This window comes from Dokdonella aquatica, assembly GCF_051987395.1.
Lineage (GTDB): Bacteria > Pseudomonadota > Gammaproteobacteria > Xanthomonadales > Rhodanobacteraceae > Dokdonella.
This window is the reverse complement of the sequence record NZ_CP197094.1, coordinates 283,051-306,083: the sequence shown is the minus strand read 5'-3', so window position 1 is coordinate 306,083 and position 23,033 is coordinate 283,051. Positions and strand designations below refer to the sequence as shown.

General features: G+C 69.3%; 20 protein-coding genes. 7 read left to right on the top strand and 13 right to left on the bottom strand.

Features of this window, described 5'->3' with window-relative positions; translation table 11 throughout:
- The first annotated feature begins 106 nt into the window (after positions 1 to 106).
- Together ACQQ2N_RS01280 and ACQQ2N_RS01275 are read left to right on the top strand one after the other, a co-directional pair.
- A complete protein-coding gene (locus ACQQ2N_RS01280) occupies positions 107 to 2,230 on the top strand; it encodes an FG-GAP repeat domain-containing protein (RefSeq protein ID WP_440223859.1) in 2,124 nt (707 codons plus the stop codon).
- A gap of 195 nt (positions 2,231 to 2,425) precedes the next feature.
- Complete coding sequence (locus ACQQ2N_RS01275) at positions 2,426 to 2,863, top strand: hypothetical protein (protein WP_440223858.1); 438 nt, start codon at positions 2,426 to 2,428, stop codon at positions 2,861 to 2,863.
- A 478-nt stretch (positions 2,864 to 3,341) separates the two neighbouring features.
- Here the strand turns inward: ACQQ2N_RS01275 and ACQQ2N_RS01270 are convergent, their stop codons facing one another.
- The 5 genes from ACQQ2N_RS01270 to ACQQ2N_RS01250 all read right to left on the bottom strand — a co-directional run bounded on the left by ACQQ2N_RS01270 (position 3,342) and on the right by ACQQ2N_RS01250 (position 5,973).
- Entirely contained in the window at positions 3,342 to 3,758 is a 417-nt protein-coding gene (locus ACQQ2N_RS01270; RefSeq protein WP_440223857.1) for a hypothetical protein, read from the bottom strand.
- A 101-nt stretch (positions 3,759 to 3,859) separates the two neighbouring features.
- Positions 3,860 to 3,991, bottom strand: a complete 132-nt coding sequence (locus ACQQ2N_RS01265; protein WP_440223856.1) for a hypothetical protein — start codon at positions 3,989 to 3,991, stop codon at positions 3,860 to 3,862.
- Complete coding sequence (locus ACQQ2N_RS01260; RefSeq protein WP_440225694.1) at positions 3,988 to 4,470, bottom strand: VOC family protein; 483 nt, start codon at positions 4,468 to 4,470, stop codon at positions 3,988 to 3,990. The genes ACQQ2N_RS01265 and ACQQ2N_RS01260 overlap by 4 nt, the downstream gene beginning before the upstream one ends.
- A 310-nt stretch (positions 4,471 to 4,780) precedes the next feature.
- Positions 4,781 to 5,692 carry a hypothetical protein gene (locus ACQQ2N_RS01255; protein WP_440223855.1) on the bottom strand — a complete coding sequence of 304 codons (912 nt, stop codon included), beginning with the start codon at positions 5,690 to 5,692 and terminating at the stop codon, positions 4,781 to 4,783.
- Complete coding sequence (locus ACQQ2N_RS01250; RefSeq protein WP_440223854.1) at positions 5,692 to 5,973, bottom strand: hypothetical protein; 282 nt, start codon at positions 5,971 to 5,973, stop codon at positions 5,692 to 5,694. Before ACQQ2N_RS01250 ends, ACQQ2N_RS01255 begins: the two co-directional genes overlap by 1 nt.
- A gap of 467 nt (positions 5,974 to 6,440) precedes the next feature.
- Here ACQQ2N_RS01250 and ACQQ2N_RS01245 point away from each other — a divergent pair, with 467 nt between their 5' ends.
- Together ACQQ2N_RS01245 and ACQQ2N_RS01240 are read left to right on the top strand one after the other, a co-directional pair.
- Complete coding sequence (locus ACQQ2N_RS01245) at positions 6,441 to 9,173, top strand: protein kinase domain-containing protein (protein ID WP_440223853.1); 2,733 nt, start codon at positions 6,441 to 6,443, stop codon at positions 9,171 to 9,173.
- Between the two features lie 372 nt (positions 9,174 to 9,545).
- On the top strand, positions 9,546 to 10,145 hold the full coding sequence (locus ACQQ2N_RS01240) for a hypothetical protein (RefSeq protein ID WP_440223852.1): 600 nt from the start codon (positions 9,546 to 9,548) through the stop codon (positions 10,143 to 10,145).
- A gap of 105 nt (positions 10,146 to 10,250) precedes the next feature.
- Here the strand turns inward: ACQQ2N_RS01240 and ACQQ2N_RS01235 are convergent, their stop codons facing one another.
- Positions 10,251 to 10,964, bottom strand: a complete 714-nt coding sequence (locus ACQQ2N_RS01235) for a hypothetical protein (RefSeq protein WP_440223851.1) — start codon at positions 10,962 to 10,964, stop codon at positions 10,251 to 10,253.
- 267 nt (positions 10,965 to 11,231) lie between these two features.
- Between ACQQ2N_RS01235 and ACQQ2N_RS01230 the strand changes: the two genes are divergently transcribed.
- The 3 genes from ACQQ2N_RS01230 to ACQQ2N_RS01220 all read left to right on the top strand — a co-directional run bounded on the left by ACQQ2N_RS01230 (position 11,232) and on the right by ACQQ2N_RS01220 (position 13,745).
- Positions 11,232 to 11,894, top strand: coding sequence for a hypothetical protein (locus tag ACQQ2N_RS01230; protein WP_440223850.1), 663 nt, complete (start codon positions 11,232 to 11,234; stop codon positions 11,892 to 11,894).
- Positions 11,895 to 12,173: 279 nt separating this feature from the next.
- The gene (locus ACQQ2N_RS01225; RefSeq protein WP_440223849.1) at positions 12,174 to 12,665 is read left to right on the top strand and encodes a hypothetical protein; all 492 of its coding nucleotides are present in this window, start codon (positions 12,174 to 12,176) and stop codon (positions 12,663 to 12,665) included.
- Positions 12,666 to 12,731: 66 nt separating this feature from the next.
- On the top strand, positions 12,732 to 13,745 hold the full coding sequence (locus ACQQ2N_RS01220) for a hypothetical protein (protein ID WP_440223848.1): 1,014 nt from the start codon (positions 12,732 to 12,734) through the stop codon (positions 13,743 to 13,745).
- A gap of 105 nt (positions 13,746 to 13,850) precedes the next feature.
- On the opposite strand, the gene ACQQ2N_RS01215 is transcribed toward ACQQ2N_RS01220, so the two are convergent.
- From ACQQ2N_RS01215 to ACQQ2N_RS01185, 7 genes are all read right to left on the bottom strand, one after another.
- Positions 13,851 to 14,624, bottom strand: coding sequence for an alpha/beta fold hydrolase (locus tag ACQQ2N_RS01215; RefSeq protein ID WP_440223847.1), 774 nt, complete (start codon positions 14,622 to 14,624; stop codon positions 13,851 to 13,853).
- 282 nt (positions 14,625 to 14,906) lie between these two features.
- On the bottom strand, positions 14,907 to 15,977 hold the full coding sequence (locus ACQQ2N_RS01210; protein ID WP_440223846.1) for an NAD(P)H-dependent flavin oxidoreductase: 1,071 nt from the start codon (positions 15,975 to 15,977) through the stop codon (positions 14,907 to 14,909).
- A gap of 186 nt (positions 15,978 to 16,163) precedes the next feature.
- Positions 16,164 to 16,853: a transposase gene (locus tag ACQQ2N_RS01205; RefSeq protein ID WP_440223845.1), complete on the bottom strand. Its 690-nt coding sequence runs from the start codon at positions 16,851 to 16,853 to the stop codon at positions 16,164 to 16,166.
- Positions 16,854 to 17,430: 577 nt separating this feature from the next.
- Positions 17,431 to 18,213 carry a hypothetical protein gene (locus tag ACQQ2N_RS01200; protein WP_440223844.1) on the bottom strand — a complete coding sequence of 261 codons (783 nt, stop codon included), beginning with the start codon at positions 18,211 to 18,213 and terminating at the stop codon, positions 17,431 to 17,433.
- Positions 18,214 to 18,401: 188 nt separating this feature from the next.
- Positions 18,402 to 19,640 (bottom strand): TolC family protein, encoded by a 1,239-nt coding sequence (locus tag ACQQ2N_RS01195; RefSeq protein WP_440223843.1) that lies wholly within the window; start codon positions 19,638 to 19,640, stop codon positions 18,402 to 18,404.
- Positions 19,637 to 19,945: a DUF3240 family protein gene (locus ACQQ2N_RS01190; RefSeq protein ID WP_440223842.1), complete on the bottom strand. Its 309-nt coding sequence runs from the start codon at positions 19,943 to 19,945 to the stop codon at positions 19,637 to 19,639. Before ACQQ2N_RS01190 ends, ACQQ2N_RS01195 begins: the two co-directional genes overlap by 4 nt.
- Positions 19,942 to 23,031 carry an efflux RND transporter permease subunit gene (locus ACQQ2N_RS01185; protein WP_440223841.1) on the bottom strand — a complete coding sequence of 1,030 codons (3,090 nt, stop codon included), beginning with the start codon at positions 23,029 to 23,031 and terminating at the stop codon, positions 19,942 to 19,944. The genes ACQQ2N_RS01190 and ACQQ2N_RS01185 overlap by 4 nt, the downstream gene beginning before the upstream one ends.
- Positions 23,032 to 23,033 lie beyond the last annotated feature (2 nt).

The following is a 23,033-nucleotide window of genomic DNA, read 5'->3' as shown; positions in this document are numbered from 1 at the left end:
AAGGCTCTGCTAGGATGCCGGCCGTGGAGCTTCATTCCGGGCGATCGAGCCGCGCCTCGCGCATCGTCGACCCGGCGGATGGATCTTTTTTTCAGGGGATGTACCGATGCGTTCGTTTTCCTGCCTGCTCCTGCTGGGCGGGCTGTCCTCGGCCGCCGATCTTCCGGCGTCGACCGAACTCGAGCTTGTGCGTGGGAGCGCCGGCGTGTGGGGCACGCCGTACGCGCTGTCGGGCACGCTCGACTCCAATGGCAACGGCCGGCCGGAGCTGATCGTCGCCCAAGGGGGAAGCGTGTCCTTCGTCGAGGAAGATCCCTCGGCACGGAGCTACCGGGAAGTGGCCCGGATCGAATCGAAGGGTGGCCAGTTCCGGACCGTGACAGGGATCGATCGCCCGACGGGCGGGAAGGACCTCGTGATCGGCTGGTTCGGCCTGACCGAGCTGCGCGATGCGCGCAGCCTCGCCGTCAAGGCGTCGTTCCCCTCGACCGCCGACTACATGACCTCGGGCGACATCGACGGCGATGGTCTGCCGGAGATCCTCGTGCGCATGCCGGGTGGCAACAGCATCGAGGTGCGGGATGCCGCCACGCTCTCCTCGCGTGGTCACCTGTACATGCCGGATGTGGGAAGGTTCGAGATCGCGGACATCACGGGCGACGGGCGCGGCGAGATCGTGACCGGTAACGGACGAGCCTATACGGTGGCGCCGCAAGGCGAGGCGTGGTCCGTCACGCCGGTCTGGGATGCCGGGATCGACGGTGTCTCGAGAGCCTATCGCGTCAATTACGAGGGGCAGACGGCGATCGCCTTCGCGTCGAGCACGGACGTCCATCTCGCGACGTTCGGGCCCGTCCCTTCGGTGCGGCACGTTGCCTCCTCGACGGTGGACTTCACCCTTGTCGTCGCCGACGCCGATGGGGACGGGCACAGCGACCTGATCATGGCCACGTCGTCGCGTGTCCGCGCCATCGACCTCGTCACCGGCGTCACGCTGTGGGACAGGAACACGTCCCAGCAGCCGCGCCTCGGCCCGGTGTACTCGCCTGTCGCCGTCGATCTCGACGGCGACGGGATACCCGAACTGGTGTGGGCTGACGCGAACTACAATGCGGGCGTCGTCGCGAACACCCTTCCCCTCACGGGATCTCCGCGGTGGCGCACGTTCCACGGCCAATCCAGTGTGGCGGACTGGTCGTTGCTCGGACGTGGCGATGGCACGGTCTCGCTCGCCTACCTCACCGACGGGGTGGGGCGCGACACCCGCCTCGGGACGCTGGGTATCCTGGAGGGGCCGGCGTTCCTCCTGCAGGCAGATTCCGGATCCGCGTGGCTGCCAGGGCTCGTCCCTGCGCAGAACGTTGGCCAGAACGCTTTGAGCGTGCTCCCGATCGCCGGGGGTGACGACAGGCTGCTCGTCGCCGGCGCGGAGTATCCCAACGGCTACGGCCCGCTGCTGTCGCGCTGGCTGTGGACCTTCGATGCCCGCGGGACGCTGCTGTCGTCCCGCTCGCTGGACACCGATGTCGAACCGTTGCGCGTCGCCGCGGCGCAGGTGCTCGATCGCCCCGAACGTCAGGTGATCGTGGCCGGTCCACTGCCCGAGCCCCAGAGCGGGCCGGCGACCCACATCGTGCGCGTGGACATCGTGGACCACGCGACCGGTGAGGTCCTGTGGCAGTCGATGCCCCTGCCGGGATACGGGCAATCGGCCGTGCGCTCGCTCGACGTCGCCGATCTGGATGCGGACGGGGTGCTCGAGGTCATCATCGGGTACGGCAGTGGCCGGATCGCCGTGCTGCGTCCGGCGTCGGGTACGGGCGTCGTGGCCGAGTACATCGGTGACTCCCATTCGATCCTCGAGCGGGGGCCAGGGCAGACCGCGAAACTCGCGACGCTCACGGAGGCCGACGCCTCGCTCTACGACGGGGTTTCGACTTCGCCCGAACGCACCTTCGCAGTTGCGGATGGCGCATTCGCGATCGCGTTGCTCACCCAGGGGCCGGATGAGGAGCTCATGCTCGTCGAGGCCGGCCACGTCCGTGGCACGGTGGTCAGACGACTTTCCGATGGCGAGGTGGTGGCGTCGAGCAACCTTCTCGCCGGCACCCGGTTGAAGGCCATCGACATCGACGGCGACAACCGGAAGGAGATCGTGGGGTACGGGGCCGGAGCGTTCACGATCTTCCGCCTCGGCCCCGATCGGATCTTCTACAACGGATTCGACTGATCGCGGCAGCCTGGTTGCGTCGCCTGCGGCGCGACGTCCGGTGACCCGGGCGATGTCCGGGGTGGGGCAGGCCCCCGTGCCGTCGGCCGGAGCGTGCGGATCGCCCGTACGTTCCGCATGGCCCCACACGCTGCCCTGCATCGTGTAACGTCCTCGACGACAGGTGTCGCCTGCCCATCAGCGGAGTCTTCGACGATGCATCGCGGCCTCTCAGGCATCACGTTCTGCACGGCACTGGCCCTCGGCGCGTGCTCGACCCCGGCACCGCCACCGCAGGCCTCGACACCTCCACCGATCACGGGCGAGCGCCTCGCGATCATCGTCGGCTGCGTGAACTGCCATCACCAGACGCCGAAGGAGATCCTCAACGCGCCGCCGCTGCTCATGGTGCAGGCGTACTCGCTCCCCGAGTTCACGACCCTGCTGCGCACCGGCGTCACGCGTGCGGGACGCGACATGTATGCGCAGGGCAGCGTGATGGGCATCGTCGCGCGCGAGCAGCTCGCCCACCTCACGGATGACGAGATCGCGTCGATCCATGCCTACCTGCAGACCGGATGGACCGCCGAACGCGCCGCGCGCGAGGAAGCGAAGATCGCGACGTTTCCGCCGCCGACGTTCATGAAGCCCTAGACACTCGCGCGTGATCCAGAGCCTCGCGGGTAATGAAGTTTTCCGCTTGGTGTGTCGAGCCGTCCCTCGAGTGACGGCGTCGTGCACTGTCCGAGGCGATCCCCGAGGGATTTCGTTGCGCAACGTGCGAATCGAATCCCCTAGGCATCCTTTGGTGCGCGAAGGGCTTGTTCACCGATGGCATCGTGCGAGCAAACCACAACCTCGTCGCCCCGGCGGAGGCCGGGGCCCAGTGTCTTTCGGCGCAATGGTCGGCGCGACGAGCTGAGCCCGGCATGCGGCGTCTACGCGCGGAGAGCCGAACGGGATCATGCGACGTATCGCGCGTGAAGAATGGCGCTGGGCCCCGGCCTGCGCCGGGGCGACATGTCCTGTGGGGCGGCTTCGTCGCCAGGCCTCAGGCTGGAGTCGCTGCAGACGATGCCGTCGTGCCGGAGGCACAGTGACATCAGCCGATCCGGCTTCACCGGTTCCCCCGCTATGGATCCGAGCGGGATGGATCGGAGGCGCGTAGCAGCAAGTGCTCACCGCGCTCGCCGCTCGCGGCTTCGTGCAGGCGTGCGTCGATCTCCAGCGGCGCGTTCGCGTAGCCGTGCGTGACGAGCTGCTGGACATAGACCGGCAGGAAGCAGGCGATCGAGCCAGCCTTCTCGTACTGATGCACGTGGCGGAACTCGTGCGAGGCAATCCGTATGTCGAGGTGGCCGTGACGTACGAGGACCGCATGGCCGAGCGTGAGGCCGAGCGTGCTTGCGCCGAGCAGGCCCATGGCGGCGACCGCTTCCCGCAACGCGGGAGCCTGGGGCAGCGGCAGCTCGTCGACCCGCCATACCCGGATGCGCTCCGCATGCACGACACCGACCGAGCATGCCAACGCGCGGCCGGCCTCCGACAACGGAGCTCCTGCGTCTGTCGCCTGCGTCGAGCAATCCTCGGCCCATGCGATCGCCGCAGGCAGGAGTGCCTGGAGTTCTGCAAGTCCGTGAGGCCGTTCCATCAGCGCAGCGTGCGCCCGTGACGGAAGGACATCGCGCGCCGCCCATCGGCGAGGTCACGCGATGTTGCCGGGATCGACCGGGCGGAAAGCCTTCCCGTGACGACGCCGCACGCGCGCGTGATCGCGGTCATTCTCCCCTCACCGCCTTCTCGATCGCCGCGACGTCGATCTTGCGCATCGTCATCATCGCCTCGAACGCGCGTTTGGCCACGGCGGGATCCTTGTTCGTGAAGGCGTCGGTGAGCACGCGCGGCGTGATCTGCCACGACAGGCCCCACTTGTCCTTGCACCAGCCGCATTCGCTCTCCTGGCCGCCGTTGCCGACGATCGCATTCCACAGGCGGTCCGTCTCGGCCTGGTCGTCGGTGGCGATCTGGAACGAGAACGCCTCGCTGTGCCTGAACGCGGGGCCGCCGTTGAGGCCGATGCACGGGATGCCGCAGACGGTGAAGTCGACGGTCAGCACGTCGTCCTTCTTGCCGGAGGGAAAGTCGCTCGGTGCGCGATGCACGGCGCGCACCTCGCTGTCGGGAAACGTCTTGGCATAGAACTCGGCGGCTTCGAGCGCGGTGCCGTCGTACCAGAGGCAGATCGTGTTCTTCGGGATCACGGGCATCTCCTTCACGGTGGTCGAACCTGTGAAGCGTAGGCCCAATGCGCCGCGCCGGGGTGACCACAGCCGAAACGCGCACGACACGGGGCGACGACATGGGGTCAGGTTCATTTTTCCGACGAGCGTTTCGCTCGGAGAACGTGCTCGCAACGGAAAAATGAACCTGACCCCATTGTTCTGTCCGCAGCATGGGGTCAGGTTCATTTTTCGGTGCGCGGCCTCACGGTGTCGCCCGTGCGTACGAAAATGAACCTGACCCCTGGTCCGGGCTGGTGGCGTGGCGCGCTTACGTGTCGTCGTCGGTGGGTCAGCGCATCGTCAACAGATAGATCCCGATGTCTCCGGTCGACTGCGTCGTGCTGCCGATGTTGCACGCGCGGATCTGCACCGTGTCGGCGGCCGTCACGCGCACCGGCAAGATGAACATGTTCGGCGGCAGGCTCGATCCGGACTGGAGATTGAAGATCAGGATGTCGTTGAGCTGCGCGCCCCCTATGGCGATGTTGTAGTCGTTGCAGTCGTTGGCGCCCACCGTGACCGCGATCGAGCCGTTGCTGTAGCCGCCGGCGATCTTGCCGCGCGTGATGCTGTCGCTGGCGATCTTCGCCGTCGTCACGGCGTTGTTGGCGAGTTCGTCCGTGCCGACTGCGCTCGACCCGATGTCGTCCGTGCCGACCGCGCCATTGAAGATCCTGGACGAGGTCACCGAGTCCGCGGCGAGCTTCGAGTTCGTGACCGCCGAGGTGGCGATCGCGACGCTCGTCACCGCGCCAGGCGCGAAGCCCGGATTGGGGTAGGTGCCGGAGAGCACGCCGCCGGCATTGCCGCCGATGCTGCCGCTCAGCGTGAACTGCGATACCGGTGCCGTCGCAACGGCCTGGCGTGGCAGCATCGGCGTGCCTTCGACGCTCACGAGCAGGTAGAGCTGTGTGCCCGTGAACGCCCCCGGGAACGCGAGCGAGATGCTGAAGAGCCCGTCCGTCACCGGGTAATCGGGCACGAGGATCGAGGTGCCGACCTGATTGCCGGCCGTCGGATCGTCGAACAGGGTGAACGACATGTCGAAGCTGCCGTTCGCAGGCACGCCGTTCTGCTCGAGCCGGCCCTGGTAGACGAAGTCGGGGAGCTGCGGCGCCGCCAGCGCGACGGCGTTCCCGACGAGCACACACAGGCACGCCAGCCAGCACAGCGCGCGGACGGGAGCGTGAAAAGTGTTCATCACAGGCACTCCTGGAAGCCGTGGTGGAAGATCACGTCGCGGCGGCCGGCACCCGGTCCCGCCTGATAGCCTCCCGAGAGGACGAAGACACCGCCGCTCGAGCGCCCGACCACGGGCTCGCCGAACGTGCCCTCGAGGCGCCGGCATCCTCCGGGCGAGGTCGCGGTGCCGCCGCCCGAGGCGAGGCCTTGCGCGGTGATCTGCAGGCCGCCTGCGTGGGCCATGCAGCAGCTGGTGATCGCGACGCCCATGGCGACGCGGATGGCGACACGGAATCTCATGGGAGTGCTCCGCGACGATGTCCAGCCTTCCCGGTGGCCCATCGTCGCAACGTGGGTGCTCGGTCCATGAACACGGCCACGCCGGATGACGTCCGCGAGGGCCACGGGTCGTCGCCTAGGAAGGATCCGCATCCGCCGTGCACTTCGAGCCACGCCCGGCCGACCGGTGCACACGCGTCGACTTCATCGGCGACGGCTGCTGGACAGGCGACGATGGCGCGATGGCCGACGCCCCGTCGTGTCGCCATCGTCGCTCGATGGTGCGCGACGGATCAGGATCCGGCGCTCCGGTCGAGGTGCGCCGCGGCGCCGGCACGCACGATGCCGGAAGCCGAGCGGCATGCAGGCCGGTATGACTGCATCGGCTTCCGCCGCATGGGCCACGGCGACGACGGGCGGCACGCTAGAATCGAACGTTCGCGCGGAACCTCCGCGCACCTTCGATGCCCGTGCCGGAGAGCGATGCCGTGACGTCATCCCAGCTCGATCGTTACGCCGAGCACTTCGACCGCTTGAGTCAGCTCGATGCCTCCGAACGCGAGGGCGCGCTCGCGGAGCTGCCGATCACCGACGAGGAGCGCACCACGCTGCGCCGCCTGCTCGAGGCCGATGCCGACGATTACGACCCGCTCGCGGCATCCGTCGAAGGCGAGGCCTTGCGGCTCGCGATGCCGCGCGAGGAGCGTCTCGGACCGTATCGCCTGATCCGCGAGCTCGGTGCCGGTGGCATGGGCACGGTGTTCCTCGCCGAGCGCGTCGACGGCGGCTTCACGCAGGCCGTCGCGATCAAGCTGCTGCGCGGCTTCCCGACCACGGAAGGCCTGCGTCGCCTGCGCCAGGAGCGGCAGATCCTCGCCGGACTCGATCACCCCAACATCGCGCGCCTTCTCGACGGCGGAGAGACCGGCGAGCAGCAGCCCTGGCTCGCGCTCGAATACGTCGACGGACTCAACCTGCTCGACTACGCGGCCGCCCACGCGCCGCGCCTGCACGATCGCCTTGCGCTGTTCGATGCGGTACTCGATGCGGTCGCGCACGCGCATCGCCACCTCGTGATCCATCGCGACCTCAAGCCCGCCAACGTGCTCGTGGGGCAGGGCGGCGAAGTGAAGCTGCTCGATTTCGGCATTGCGCGCCTCGTCGATCTCGACACCGGCCCGCGCGAGACGTCCACGCGCATCTTCAGCGCGGGCTATGCGAGTCCCGAGCAGCGCGAAGGCCGCGCGGTGACCACGGCCAGTGACGTCTACAGCCTCGGCGTGCTGCTGCGCGAGCTCGTCGGTGGCCGCGGCGGCACGCGTACGCCGCCGGCGTTGCCGATCGATGCCGAACTCGGCGGCATCATCGCCAAGGCGGTCGAGCCCGATCCCGCGCAGCGCTACGCGAGCGTCGCCGAGATGCGCGAGGACTTGCGCGCCTATGTCGAGGGGCGCCCGGTGCGTGCGGCAAGCACGACGCGCTGGTATCTGCTGCGCAAGTTCCTGTGGCGCCACCGCGCGGGGGCAACGGCGGGCGTCGCTGCACTGGTCGCGCTCGCCGTATTCGTCTGGCAGCTCGATCGCGAGCGCGACCGCGCGGTCGCGGCCGAACAGGTCGCCCAGCAGGCACGTGCGGCGTCGGAGCGGGACGCGGAACGCGCGCAGGCCGCGCTCGGCTTCCTCATCGACGCCTTCGCCGCGGCAGCTCCCGATCGGGCCTTGAGCAGTACCGTGAGCGTGCGCGACCTGCTCGACCACGCGCGCGGGAAGCTCGAGGCGCAGGCCCTCGAGCCCACCGTCGCGCGATCCATGCAACGGTTGCTGGGACGTCTCTACGATGGACTCGGCCAGACCAACGTCGCGATCGAGGTGTTCACGCGCGGGCTGGCCGGCACCGAGCCGACCGAACGCACCGAGGCGCTCGTCGTCGCCGACGACTTCGATCGTTACGCCAACCTGCTCGGCAGTGCCGATCGCACCGACGAGGCGCGCGCCGCGGTCGAGAAGGCTGCCGCACTGCGCAGGCAGTTCGCGCCGGACGATCCGATCGAGCACGTGCGCGATCTCGTCGCGCAGGCCTACCTGCTGCGCAATGCCGCGGAGGAGGCCAAGGCGATCCCGCTGTTCCGCGAGGCGCTCGCCGTGCCGACCGGCGACACGCCGTTGCCCGAGGAAATCGTGATGCGCGTCGTGCCGATGCTCGCCTCGCTGCTGTCGTCGAACGGCGATTGCGAGGAGGCGTTGAAGGTCGCTCAGGATGGCCTCGCGCGCATCGCCGACAAGCCCGCGAACGCCCCCGACCGCATCCGTCTGCGCCGCGAGGAAGCCTCTGCGCAACGCAGTTGCGGACGCGCCGCGCTCTCCGAGGCGACCTTGCGCGACCTCATCGAGCGCCAGCGCGCGCTGACCGGCGACACCGGCATCTCGATGCTGCAGCTGCAGAACGACCTTTCGCTTTCGCTGCGCGACCTCGGCCGCTATCGCGAGGCCGCGCAGGTCATGCGCGACATGCCGCCACCCGAACGCGAAGGCCCGTTCAACCAGACCGTGATCTACAGCAACCTCGCGGGTGCGCTCGAGGATGCTGGCGACTACGCCGAGGCCTTGCGCTTCCACATGCGCGCGCGCGAGGCGATCGAGCGCGGCAAGTTCGAGGTCGACAGCGACCTCCATCGCCGCGCCTCGCGCAACCAGGCACGCACCTTCGCGGTGTCGGGCCAGGCCGATCGCGCCGTGGCGATGCTCGAGGACCTGCGCGTGCGCGCGAAGCGCATCGATGGCGAGGCATCGGTCGAGTATGCGACGGTCACCTGGCAGCTCGCGCTCGCCGAGCGGCGCGCGGGGCACGTCGAAGGTGCACTCACGCTCGCGGCCGACGCCGAGAAGGTGTGGTCGAACCTCGTGCCCGCGGGCCATCGCATCTTCGCGCACATCCGCCGCCTGCGCGCCGCGGTGGCACTCATGCGCGGCCAGCTCGACGTCGCCGATACACAGCTCGCCGAGGCGTACGCGATCTTCGAAGGCAATGGCGCGATCCCCGTCGAGCTCGCGATCGTGCGCAGCGAGCAGGCCGAAGTGCGTCGACGCCAGGGGCGCCTCGCCGAAGCCCGCGAGTGGCTCGCGCCGGCGCTGCCGGTCATGCGCGAAGCATTCCTGCCGACACATGTCTGGCGCGTCGATGCCGAGAACACGGCCACGGCGCTCGGTATCGGCGGCGGTTGAGGCTGCACGTCACGACCTGGGGTCAGGTTCATTTTCCCGCGGCTGGCGACGGTGGCTGCGGATGCGAGCCGGGAAAATGAACCTGACCCCAGGGCGGAGGAAGCGCGCCGAGCCGCCTTGACGGCCCTCCGCGGGTTCACGCAGTATGCCGACGGGGAATCCAGCTCGGATGCACACGTCGATTGGCCGCGCCATGCGTCGGGATCAATCGTCGCCGTGACGCAATGGAACGTTGCGACCGCGTCACGGCAGGCACGTTCCGTCCCCTGTCTGTCGAGGCGACATCCTTCCATGGGTGGCGCCGTCGAAAGGAATGTCCACGACGTCTCGCGACCTTGCCGGTCGCACCAGGGAGCTTCAGGGGGCTCACGCATGCGTTCGATCATCGCTTCGTTTCTGCTGGCCGTGTCCTGCCTCTCGATGTCGGCATGCAGCACGCCCCACAAGCGACCCACGCCGGTCGCCGTGGCCGAAAGCGAGCGGTTTCCCCCGGTCAACCTGTTCGTGGATGCCGGCGACTACGTGACGCCGTGGCAGGCCGATCTCATGCGCTATCTGCGCGAATCGGTCGAGGTCGCCCAGCAGTTCACCGACGTGAGCTCGCGGCGCGCGCGATGGCCGTACACGATCGTGATCACCTACGCCGTGAAACCTCCCGAGAACTCGGCGGCCGTGACGGCCGCCGCGATGGCCTCGGCGGCGACGCTGTTCATCGTGCCGGCGCCGATTGCGGAAATCCACGCCGTGGAGATCTCGGTCGAACTCGGCGGAGAGACGCTGCACACCTTCACGTACGAGGAGCCGATCAAGGACTCGATCGCCCTGTTCGACTTCAACAAGTTCGCCAACGTGCGCAACGCGGCGGTCGACCGCATCCTCTCGAGGTTCTTCCAGGACCTGCGTGCCTCGAAGATCCTTCCCACGCGTGGCGACATCGTGGAGCCGGAGCCGGCCAGGGACGTCAGCGCCTAGGCGATCCGCGACAGGCTGCTCGCTGCGAAAGGGGCGCGCGTTGTGCGTGTCGCGCGCGCACGTTCGCCCCGCATCGGACCGGGCGTTTTCCGCATCGCCCGGGCATCACTGCCACTCGTCGTCGAGGCTGCTCCACGCGAGGATGGCGTCGACGACGACCGCCTCGCCGAGGTCCGGCCATCGCGGATCCTCGCTCGACAGGTACTCGTCGCGCGGCCACGCGCTGCCGTCACGTGCGCTGGCGCCGGCACGCAGCCTGAAGTCGACGCCGAAGTACAGTCGGTCCTCCCCATCGACGTCGAGTGCACCGAGCCTGCCGTCGTCGTCGTCCAGCGCGGGGCTCCACTGTCCGCGTGCATACCCACGCCCCCGGCTGTCGAAGCCGGAGAGGTAGAACGGCTTGCCGTTGATCGCGCGTACCTCGGCGAGCGTCATGCCGACGCGCACGCCGTGCTTGCCGCGCCACCGCGAGTCCGCGTCGCGGATCTCGACGCTCGCGAGCTGCGCGAGTTCGGCATCGTCGTGGAAGCGGACGTAGGCGCGACGCACGGGATCATCGGGGAACAGCACGACGCTTCGCGCATCGGGTGCACCTTCCTCGGGTGACGCGACGATCACGACGTTGCCTGCGCCGAAGCGTCCGCGCAGGTCGTCCATGGTCGTGAATTCGGAGAACGTGCCCGGCAGCGTCCAGGCATCGTGGCCGGCATCCGCGGCGCTCCGGGGACCGGCATCGTCCGCAGGATCGGTTCGCCCGGGGGCATGCACCGCCGGCTTCGCGCACGCGGCCAGCATGACGAAGCAGAGCACGATCGACACGCGGAACCTGCGCTGGAGGGGCGTCCGGGGCACGGCGTGGAAGGCGGTTCGGTGGGTCATGGTCTCCACCACGTCGCGTCGCGTCGTGCGGGGCCACGGCAAGGGACGTCCCGATGCGGCAGCCGGCGGCAGACCGCCTCTTCCGCAACGATTTCGAGCAGGAGAACGCGGATTCGCACGGCCGCGCGGCGGTTCGATGGCTTGATCGTGCCACGTGATACGGGCCAACGGCGTTCACCACGCCTGACGCATAGGCGGAATGCCCATGTGAACGGCGTCGCGAATCGCGCAAGATCCGCGGACAGGGGCGCGTTCTTTCCGACGGAGTCGACCATGGGTGTGGGTTCGCGCATCACCAACGCTGTCACGCTGCTTGTACTTCTCGCATCGTCCGCCGCGCAGGCGGAGATCTTCGCCTTCGAGACACGCGCCGGCTTCGAGGCCGCGATCGAATCGCCGGGAGTCGACACGTACGCCGGTTTCTCCGTCACGGAGCCGACGCCGAGCCCCATGCTGCGCAGCGCGGGACCGCACGCGTACCTGGCGCGCACGGAGAGTTCGTTCTACGGTGCGGGCAGCACCGCGGATCCCTGGCTGTCGACGGCTCGTGCAGAAGAATCGATCACGTTCGACGGATTCTCCGCGGGCGTCGGCGCGGTGGGTGCGAATGTCTTCGGGAGCGGCCTCGACGGTGCCTTCCGGCCCGGCGACATCACCGTGACCGTCACCGACGGCGACCAGACGCTGACGCGGACCTACGGCGGGGCGACCACGTCGAGTTTCTACGGCGTGATCTCCACGCGGCCGCCGATCACGTTCAAGGTGACCGCGCTGCAGGTCGCCGGCAATCCGGTGTGGCCGACCGTCGACAACCTGACGCTCGCCGCGGCCGGGCCGGTCGATCGCATCTTCCGCAACGGCTTCGACTAGGCGATCGGTGACGTGCGCGGTCGACGTGCATGGTCCGAGCTTGCACGGCGATGCCCCGCACCGACAGAACCGGGCTGCATAGGTGCGAGGGTGGGCGCACGCCCATGTGAATTGCCTAGGGGATCACGCAAGATCCGCACACAGGGTGTGTGCTCAGCAAGAGAGTCGGACATGGGTGTGTGTACATCGCGGGTCGCCAATGTTGTTGCGCCGTTACTGCTTCTCACTTCTTTCGCCGCGCATGCGGAGATCTTCGCGTACGAGTCGCGGGCCAGCTTCATGGCCGCCATCACCGCGGAGGGTGTCGACGGTTTCGACGGCGTCCCGCTCACCTCACCGACACCGAGTCCGACGCTGCGCAGTGCGGGGCCCTACGCCTACACGGCTCGCGGTTCCTCCTCCTTCTACGGCGCGGGGACCGCAGCGGACCCATGGCTGTCCCTGGCCAACGCCAGCGGAACGATCACGTTCGAGCAGTTCCCGGCGGAGGTGTCCGCGGTAGGGGCCGACGTCTTTGGAACCAACATCGCCGGTGGTTTCCAGCCTGGCAGCATCACCGTGACAGTCACGGATGGCGACCAGACGGTGACGCGCACGTACAGCGCTGCGACCTTGTCGAGCTTCTACGGCATCATCTCCACGCGCCCGCCGATCACCTTCAGCGTGCGGGCGAATCAGCCCGCCGGCGGTTCGACCTGGCCTGCCGTCGAGGATCTTACGCTGGCCATGATTCCGCTGAGCGACAGCATTTTCAGCAGCGGCTTCGACTAGACCTCGGAAAGCGATGCGGCGCTGCTCGACGTCAGCGCCAGTGCCCGGCGACGTGACGTCGACGATGTGACGCTGCGCGGCGTCCTCGTGACCGCCGTGACGCCGGCCTCCGGATTTCAGTGGTCGACCGTCGACACCCTCACCCGGGCGCATGCCGTCGCGGCCCGTCGGATCGTAGGAACGCGTTTGACGACACGCCTTGGTGCGGGTGTGGTGCGGGCCTCGGCGCCGTGCTCGAAGGACGACGCCGTTGCGGATGGCGAGCGGGAGCACGGTGGCCCATCGGCCTGCCCACACGGAGCGCACGCAAGCGCGCTGCACAGCCGGGCGGATGCGATCGTCGCGAGCGCCTCGGCATCGCCGCGCTTGCATCGCCGCGTGGATGGAGCAGCATGCGCGGTAGCGGGGACATCCCGTTCCCTGTGGAGTCGCCCCATGGGCATGCGCATGCCGTGGATCGCGATGCTGGTGGCGCTGCAGGTCGCGGCGCCCGGGTTCGCGCGCGCTTCGATCGTCACGTTCGAATCCCGGGCGGATTTCCTCGCCGCGGTGACGTCCCCGGGGATCGACACCTACGACAGTTTCCCGGTCGGCAGCCAGGCGACCAGCCCGATCCAGCGTGTCGCGGGGGCTTACCCGTACACGGCGCATTCGACGACGGGTTTCCACGGTGCGGGATCGGCCTTCGATCCGTGGCTGTCGACCACATTGCCCGGTGACACGATCACGTTCGACGGGTTCTCCGCCGGCGTGGTGGCCGTGGGCGCGGAGATGTTCGGCAGCGATGCGGGCGGTACGTTCCGCAGCGGCGACATCATCGTCACGGCCACGGACGGCGATCAGGCGGTGACGCACACGATTGTGGGCGCGACGACATCGAGTTTCTTCGGCGTGGTGTCCGATCACCCGCCCGTCAACATCACGGTGAGGAGGGCGCCGTCCGGCGGCGGCTCGATCTGGCCCACGGTCGACCGCCTTACGTTGGCCATCGTGCCGGTCGAGGACGGTATCTTCGCGGAGGGCTTCGATCCCGTATCCGGTCCACGCGGCGCTCGCGTCGGGGACGGTCCTCCGGGCTGACGGCGCCATCGCGTCGCCGATGTCGACGCGTGCGCGGTGGCCATCGTGTCGCAGGGGACGTGAACCGACCGGCATGCAGCGTGACGCTGGAGGCGCGCGTTCCGATCAGCCGGTGAGCCATCGCCTCAGCAGCCGTGTCGTTTCCTCGGGCGCTTCCATCGGCGGGAGATGCCCGCAGTCGGCGATGCGCGCGAGCGTCGCGCCGGAGATGACCTGCTGCATCGCCTCGGCCTCGGCCGGCGGTGTGAGCACGTCGCCTTCGCCGACCACGACCAGCGTCGGTACGGCAATCGTCGGCAGCAGCGGCCGTGAATCGGGACGCTCGAGGATCGCGCGCTGCTGGCGCCGATACGCCTCGGGACCGACACGGCGTGCCATCGCACGCACCTCGTCGCCGATGCCGTCGCGCAGGTGCGTCGCGTGCACCAGCTTGGGCAGCAGCAGCTGCGTCACGCCGAGGAAGCGGCCCTGTTCGAGCAGGCGCAGCCCGGCACGGCGCTGCTTCGCGCGCTCGGGCGAATCCGGTGCGGCGGACGTGTCGAGCAGCGCGAGACGCGAGACGCGGTTCGGCTGCTGGCGCAGGATCTCGAACGCGACATAGCCGCCCATCGACAACGCGCCCAGTGCGAAGCGTTCGGGCGCCGCGGCGAGCACGCGTGCCGCCATGTCCACGACGCTCGCATCCTGCGTGAGGTCCGCGATCGTGATGTCCGCGATATCGGCGAGGCCGTCCGCGACATTGCGCCAGAGGCGTTCGTCGCAGAGCAGGCCGGGCAGCAGGACGAGGGCTTGGCGATCGGGCATCAGGCATCGGGCGTGCAGGCGGGGCGGCAGCGTAGCGCACGCACCGCAGGAATCGGACCCTGCATCACCCTGCACGGCACGGGGTCTGCCGCCATGGGGTCAGGTTCATTTTCCGGCTTGGCCTGCGGAGCACGCGGCCCTCGCACGAAAAATGAACCTGACCCCATTCGCGCACGCCGGCAGTACCTCGGGTTCCGACGCGAAACGCGAGCGCGGCGGCTCGGCTGGACCACGTGGACTCTGACGGCATGGGGTCAGGTTCATTTCCGGCGGGGCCCGCGGAGCACGCGGCCCCCGCACGAAAATGAACCTGACCCCGGGCGTTTGACCCCCTTCCTGTGACGGGCGAGCTTCGGCTCAGCGCGCCAGCAACGCCTCGGATTCCGACACGAGGCGCATGACGATGTCGCCTGCGCGCTCGGCGCGGGCGAGCGCTGCAGCCTGGCCGGCCCACATCGCGACATGGTCGCCGTCACCTTCGCGCATGCTGTGCTCGCGCAGCGCCGCGAGCGGCCCGGCAGCGTAGGGAAAAGGCGGCACCTGCGACGACATCGCACCGAGTTCGTCGACGAGGCGGTTGCGCAGCCCGCGCGCGGGCCGACCCGTGAACAGGTTGGTGAGGCGCGTCGAGGCGTCATCGGCACGCTCGAGTGCGGCGCGATGCGCGGGCGGGGTCGTCGCCTCGGCGCTGCGCAGGAACGCCGTGCCGATCTGCACCGCATCGGCGCCGAGCAGGCGCGCCGCGGCCAGGCCGCGTCCGTCCGCGATGCCGCCCGCGGCGATCACCGGCAGGTCGATCGCATCGACGATCTGCGGCACAAGCGCGAACGTGCCGACCTGGCCGTCGATGTCGTCGTCGAGGAACATCGCGCGGTGGCCGCCGGCTTCCCAGCCTTGAGCGATCACCGCATCGGCGCCGTGGTCGGCGAGCCAGCGCGCTTCGGCGACGGTGGTCGCGCTCGACAGCACGAGCGCGCCGCTCGCCTTGACGCGATCGAGCAGCGCGGCATCGGGCAGTCCGAAGTGGAAGCTCACGACCTCGGGGCGAAGCTGTTCGACCATGCGAGCGGCCTCGTCGTCGAATGGCCGGCGCGCGGCACCGGCTTCGTGTGATGGTTCGATGCCGAGGCGCGCATGCAGCGGCGCGAGCGTCGCGCGCCAGCGCTCGATCTGCGCGGGCGTCGGCGCGACGTCGCGATGCGCGAAGAAGTTGAGGTTGAGCGGCGCATCGATCGCGGACCGGAAACGCGCGACTTCATCGCGCAGCGCGTCAGGCGAAAGCGTCGCCGCGGCGATCGCGCCGAGCCCGCCGGCGCGCGCGACCGCGATCGCGAGCGTCGCATCCGATACGCCGGCCATCGGTGCCTGCAGCAGCGGATGCGCGATGCCGAGGCGTCGCACGAGGCCGCGCGGGATCGGTGGCGCCATGGTGGACTCCCGAGTCCCGAAGAAGACCGCATTCTAAGGCTCGCGAATACCGCCGCTTCTACGTCGTTGGAATCCACGTCATGGGGTCAGGTTCATTTTCCCGTCAACGCGGATCGTCGCTGGACGCCCACTCTCGGGGAAAATGAACCTGACCCCAGGGGAAGGGATCTCGCGATTCCGCCGCGCTCATGTCGAGAGTGTGGGGCGACCGCGTGGCCTCGGGTGGACAGAACGGCGGTCCGACCTCGCCAGGGATGCCGTCACGTCATCGGGAGCCCACACGCACTGCTGGCCGGTATGCGTTCGCAGTGCGGCGATCGTGGCGTCATCGAGTGCGCGCGAGAAGAGAGCCGCGTAGGCGATGCGTCGATTCTCGCCGTCGACGTCGAGGCGCAGGTAGGCCTCGTGCGGTACGAGGAGTGCGTCGCGCTGCCCGAGCGCATTCACGGCGTGGCTGGACCATCGATAGCCGGCGGCGGTGTCCGTCATGCCCGCGCGAACCGGGTTCGATTCAATGTAGCGGTAGCAGGCGAGCACGTAGCGATCGCCGGCCACAAGTGCGGCCTTGAAGCGGCCCTCCCAGAGCGTACCCGTGCGCGTGTGACGCGCATTGAAGCCGCCGACGTAGCGACGCCCGATCGCCTGCATCATGCGCGACACACCGCCCACCTCGGACGGCGTGACGAGCAGGTGCACGTGGTTCGTCATGAACACCCAGGCGTGCACCGAACACGCGTGGCGCGTCGCGGCGTCTTCGAGCTCTTCGCGATAACGCACGAAATCGTATTCGGTGACGAAGCAGGCCTGCCGATTGTTGCCGCGCTGGACGACATGCTGGGCAACACCGGCGAGGTCGATACGGGGAAGGCGGGCCATGGAGCGGCTTCCGTGCAGGGAGCGACCATCGTGTCTGCGCCTGTCGCTGGTGGCATGCGCAGCGTGATGCGTCGTGCCGTAGGAAAACGGCGTGCGAGTGCGTCGGCCGACGGTGGTGCAACATCATGGGGTCAGGTTCATTTTCCCGTGGCGCGAGTTCGTGCCCGAGCGTGGCATCCAGGAAAATGAACCTGACCCCATGGCCTGGAGCGTGGCATCCAGGAAAATGAACCTGACCCCATGGCCTGGACCCCATGGGCAGACCCCATGGGCAGACCCCATGGGCAGACCCCATGGGCAGACCCCATGGGCAGAAGGCGCGTATCTGAAGCGGTGGTGCCGCGAAGGAGCCCGGGCGAACCCGGCCGCGGCAGCGTGTGCGCATCGAAGCGATCAGGTGTGGCCCAGGCGCGGGGCGTCGAAGTAGCCGGTGATCTGGTTCGGGTTCGCAAACCAACAACATGGGGTCAGGTTCATTTTTCCGGGGGACACAGGCTCATGCGAACGTGGCATCCAGGAAAATGAACCTGACCCCATGTCCTCACCGCATGGCCATGATCGCGGCTCGACTTCTTGCTCAGGTGTGGCCGAGGCGCGGATCGTCGAAGTAGTCGTTGACCTGGTTCGGGTTGGCGAAGCCGCCGGTCGAGCCGAGCGGCGTATCGAACGTCGTGCGATGGAACGAGGGATCTTCGTTGTAGCGGTTCGAGTACGTGGCGACGCCGGTCGCGCGGTCGGTGTGGAAGATCGCGGTCTCGCCGTCGTGCTGCAGGCGTTCGCGGCACGATCCGGAGGTGGCGTTCGTCGCGTGCAGCAGGATGCGGTTGGCCGTGTTGTCGAGCTGAAGCTCGGTGGTGCCGTCGTAGATCGACGTGTACAGCGTGACGCCTTGCGCGCCGGCCGCGGTCATCGTGACCTTGGTGCCGTCGTCGAGCAGGATCGTGCGCTGCGAACCGTCCCAGCCGGGCGCGCCACCCCAATCCTTGATGTGCTTGCCGTTGAGGTTCTCGTGCGGATCGCCCCAGTGCTCGACGGTGTTGCGCGCGATCGGATCGGTGATCGAGATCGTGTGGCGGTCGATGACGATGCGGTAGCCGCCACTCGTCGTGTAGGTGGTCGATGCGCCACCGCCGCTGCCGGGTTGCAGGTGGCCCAGTCCGTCGAAGCCGTGCCAGAACAGCACGTCGGCGAGTTCGAAATCGTCACGGAAGATCGCGCACTCGGTCGGCGCGACGCCGCGTGGAAGCACGCCGGCAGGCCGCGTGATGGAGCCCTGGGGCGCCATCGTCACGGCCGCGGCGGTCGAGAACGGGCTCGCGAGGATCGCCACGCCGAGGGCGTGCAGCAGTCGAATAGTCATGCGATGCGTCTTCCGTGGTCACGGGTGTGCGCGATCCAGCGAGGCCGCGGAACCTGGACGACGCACACGCGGAGAACACGGCCTCGCCGATGGAGGCGCAGGACGGTACGGAAGCAGCTCACGCACATGCCGAAGCAGGCGCCCACCCGTCACGGGTGGGCGTCACCGTCGACGAGATGGCGCGCCGGTCAGGGCACTGCGGATGCCCACAGCAGCTCGCCGTCGATGCGCAGGCGCTGCATCGCCTCGAGGGCATCGGCGCGCGCGAGGTGCTCCTGGTGCGCGGCGTCGCGGTGGTTGCGCTCCGACAGCAGGCGTTCCGACAACGCGATCTCGCCGAGCTCCCACGCACGCGCGGTGCGTCGCGCGGCGGCTTCGGCCGAGGCCAGCGCGGTGGCCTGCGCGCGCCATTGCGCGACGGTGGTGTCGGCCTCGGCGAGTGCTTCGTCGATGCCGCGCTCGATCGCGAGACGCTTCGCACGCGCATCCTCGTGGCCGGCGATCGCCTCGGCATCGGCGGCGCTCGACAGGGCGCGCAGGTGACGGCTGCCGAACGGCAGGCTCAGCACGAGGCCGACGCTGCGTTCGTGGCCGCGTTGCTCGTCGAGCATGCGCAGGCCGATGCTCGGATCGGGGCGGCGTTCAGCGCGCGCGCGTTCGGCCGCGGCGTCGAGGCGGCGCGCGCCCACGGCGGCGGCGCGATGCGAGGGCGACGCCTCGACGAGTTCCGCGCGGTCGGGGCGTGCCGTGTCGTCGGTGATGTCGGGCTCCGGCAGCACGGGCGCGCGCTCGGGCAACGGCAGCGCCGGGAACTCCGACGCGAGCGCACGTCGCGCTCGGTCGCGTGCCGCATCGCTGCGCAGCGCGGTCGCGTGCAGCAGGGCGACTTCGGCATCGAGCAGGTCGAGATCGAGGCGTGCGGCGTCACCGAGGTCCACGCGGCGACGCGTCGCTTCGCGTGCGGCCTGCAGCGAGGCGTGCTGCTCGGCCTGCAGCTGTGCCTCCGCGTCGGTGCGCAGCCACGCCATCCATACGGCGAGCAGGCGCAGCGACACGTCGCGTCGCGCATCGAGCAGCGCGAGGTCGGCCTCGTCGCGCGTGAGGGCGCCGAGTTCGCGGTCGATGCGCGCCTTGGCGGGCAGGCGGATGCCGCGGCTCACTTCGACTTCCCACTCGTTGAAGCGGCCGTCACCGTCGACGCTGCGGCGCAGCGGGCTCACGCTCGCCTCGAAGCCGTGGCTGCCGAGTTCGAGCGCGCGGGCGTGCGCGCCGGCCGCATCGGTGCGCGCCTGTGCGGCGAGTACATCGGGGTGGCGTTCGATCGCCGAGGTCGCGAGTTCGCGCGGCGGCAGGAAATCCTGCGCGTACGCTGCGAACGGCAGCATGGCGAGTGCCACGCGGACGGCATGCCGGAGCAGGGTGTTCATGCGAGCCTCCCGTGACGCGTGACGGGTTCTTCCCACCAGCGCACGTCGTGCGAAGGGATCTGTTCGCGCAGCGCGGCGACGATCGCCTCGGACTGCTCGGGCCGCAGCACCATCCACAGCACGCGGCGCGCGATGCGTCCGCGCACCTGCTCGGCGACCGAGGTGCCCTGGAAGTCGCTGCCATGGCCTTCGGCGTGCAGCAGCGTGAAGCCCGGCGAGGTCGGATGCTCGATGAGCGCTTCGGTGATCGCGCTCTCGAGCGAGGTCGGGAACACGAGGGTCAGGCGGACGAGCGTGGTGCTCACGAGGCGGCCTCCACGGGCGCGGTCGGGGCGATGCCGTAACGGCGGTACAGCACGGGCAGGAGCAGCAGGGTCAGCGCGGTCGACGAGACGAGGCCGCCGATCACGACGATCGCGAGCGGGCGCTGGATCTCCGAGCCGGGGCCGGTCGCGAGCAGCAGCGGCACGAGGCCGAGCGCGGCGATCGTCGCGGTCATCATGACCGGACGCAGGCGCCGCCTCGAGCCTTCGCGCACGATGCGATCGGCGGGCAGGCCGGTGCCCTGCAACTGGTTGAAGTGCGACACGAGCACGAGGCCGTTGAGCACGGCGATGCCGAGCAGCGCGATGAAGCCGACCGAGGCCGGTACCGACAGGTATTGCCCCGACAGCCACAGTGCGACGATGCCGCCGACCATCGCGAACGGCACGTTGCCGAGGATCAGCATCGCCTGGCGTGCCGAGCCGAAGGTCGTGAACAGCACCACGAAGATCAGCGCGAGTGCGGCCGGCACGACGAGACCGAGTCGCGCGGCGGCGCGCTGCTGGTTCTCGAACTGGCCACCCCAGGTGAGGCGATAGCCGGCCGGCAGCGGCACCTCGCGCTCGACCGCCGCGCGCGCCTCGTCGACGAAGCCGACGAGGTCGCGACTGCCGTCGACGTTGGCCTGCACGAGCGCGAAGCGCGAACCGTTCTCGCGGTTGACGCGCACGGGGCCGGTCACCGGCTCGATGCGTGCGAGCGAGGCGAGCGGCACGTCCCCCGCTTCGCCGCGCGCGAGGCGCAGTTCGCCGAAACGCGGCACCGAATCGCGCACCTCGCCGCCGCCGCGCACGAGGATCGGGATGCGCCGATCGGGCGCGATGACCTCGCCGGCGCGGATGCCCTCGACCTGCGCGCGCAGCTCGTCCTGCACGTCGGCGACGGCAAGCCCGGCACGGCCGGCCGCCTGCGCATCGATCGCGACGCGCAGGTAGTCGACACCGTCGGTGCTCTGCAGGAGCACGTCCTGCGCGCCGGGCACGTTCTCGACGGTCGCGGCGATGCGCTGGGCGAGCTCGCCCAGCGTGTCGAGATCGGGGCCGAACAGCTTGATCGCGACGTCGCCGCGGCTGCCGGTGAGCATCTCGGAGATGCGCATCTCGATCGGCTGCGTGAAGCCGTACTCGAGGCCCGGGAAGCGCGCCATGACCGTACGCAGTTCGTTGGCCAGCCAGTCCTTGTCGCGCACGCGCCAGGTGTCGCGCGGCGCGAGCTCCATGAACAGGTCGGTCTCGTTGAGGCCCATCGGATCGAGGCCGAGTTCGTCCGAGCCGGTGCGCGCGATCGCGTGCAGCACTTCGGGCACCGCTTCGCGCACGGCGCGCTCGACCGCGAGGTCGACCTCGAGCGAGGTGTCGAGCGCGATCGACGGCGACTTCTGGAACTGGATCAGCAGGTCGCCTTCGTCGAGCGTCGGCATGAAGGCCTTGCCGGTGGCGACGTAGGCGCCCGCGCCGAGCACGAGCGACAGCACGGCCACGCCGACCACGCGCGGCGGGTGGCGCAGCGCGGCGTCGAGCAGCGGCACGTAGGCGCCGTCGAGCTTGCGCATGAGCCACGGTTCGCTGTGCTCGCGTTCCTTGAGCATCAGCGAGGCGAGCACCGGCACGAGGGTCAGCGACAGCAGCAGCGACGTGCCGAGTGCGTAGACGATGGTCAGCGCAACCGGCGCGAACAGCTTGCCCTCGAGACCTTCGAGCGCGAGCAGCGGCAGGAACGTCAGGCAGATGATGAGGATGCCCGAGGCCACCGGCGTGGCGACCTCGACCGCGGCCGCGTAGATGCGGTGCAGGCGCGGCAGCGACGCGCCGGGTGCGTGTGGATCGAGGCGGCTGACCGCGTTCTCGACCACGACCACTGCCGCGTCGACGAGCAGGCCGATCGCGATCGCGAGGCCGCCGAGGCTCATGAGGTTGGCGCTCTGGCCGGTCCAGCGCATGAGCAGGAACGTGCCGAGCGCCGCGAACGGCAGGATCAGCGCGACCACGAGCGCGGCACGCAGCTCGCCGAGGAACAGCAGCAGCAGGATCACGACGAGCACCGTCGCCTCGAGCAGCGCGTTGCGCACGGTCGCGATCGCGCGCTCGATGAGGCTGCTGCGGTCGTAGAACGGCACGATGCGCACGCCCGCGGGCAGGCCTTCGGCGAGCGTGTCCAGGCGCGTGCGCACTTCGCCGACGAGCTGCGACGCATCGGTGCCGCGCAGCGCGACGACGATGCCCTGCACGGCCTCGCCCTCGCCGTCGCGCGTGACCGCGCCGTAGCGCGTCAGCGCCTCGGTGCGCACCTCGGCGACGTCGCCGATGCGCAGCGGCGGCATGCCGCCGCGCACGACGATCGCGGCGAGGTCGTCGACCGTGCGCAGCGCGCCTTCGGCACGCACGATCAGCGTCTCCTCGCCGGAGCCGAGGCGGCCGGCGCCGTCGTTGCGGTTGTTGCGTTCGACCGCGTCGACGAGGTCGCGGAAGTGCAGGCCGGCCGCATTCATGCGCGCGCGGTCGGGCACCACGGCGAAACTGTCAACATGCCCGCCGAGCACGTTGACGTCGGCGACACCCGGGATCGTGCGCAGCGCGGGACGCAGCGTCCAGTCGAGCAGCGTGCGGCGCTCGGCGAGGCTGAGATCACCGCCTTCGAGCGTGAACATGTAGACGTCCGACAGCGGCGTCGAGATCGGCGCGAGGCCGCCTTCCACACCGCCCGGCAGCGCATCGGACGCCGCCGCAAAGCGTTCGGCGACCTGCTGGCGCGCCCAGTACAGGTCGGTGCCTTCGGCGAAATCGAGCGTGATGTCGGCGATCGCGTATTTCGCGGTCGAGCGCAGCATCGTGCCGTTCGGCACGCCGAGCAGTTCCATCTCGATCGGCGCGACCACGCGCGTCTCGACCTCTTCGGGCGTCATGCCCGGCGCCTTGAGGATCAGCTTGACCTGGGTCGGCGAGATGTCCGGATAGGCATCGATGGGCAGCTTGAGGAACGCGAACACGCCGGCCGCGGCGATCGCGACCAGGCCGAGCAGCACGAGCACGCGCTGGCGCAGCGAGAAATCGATCAGCGAAGCGAGCATGG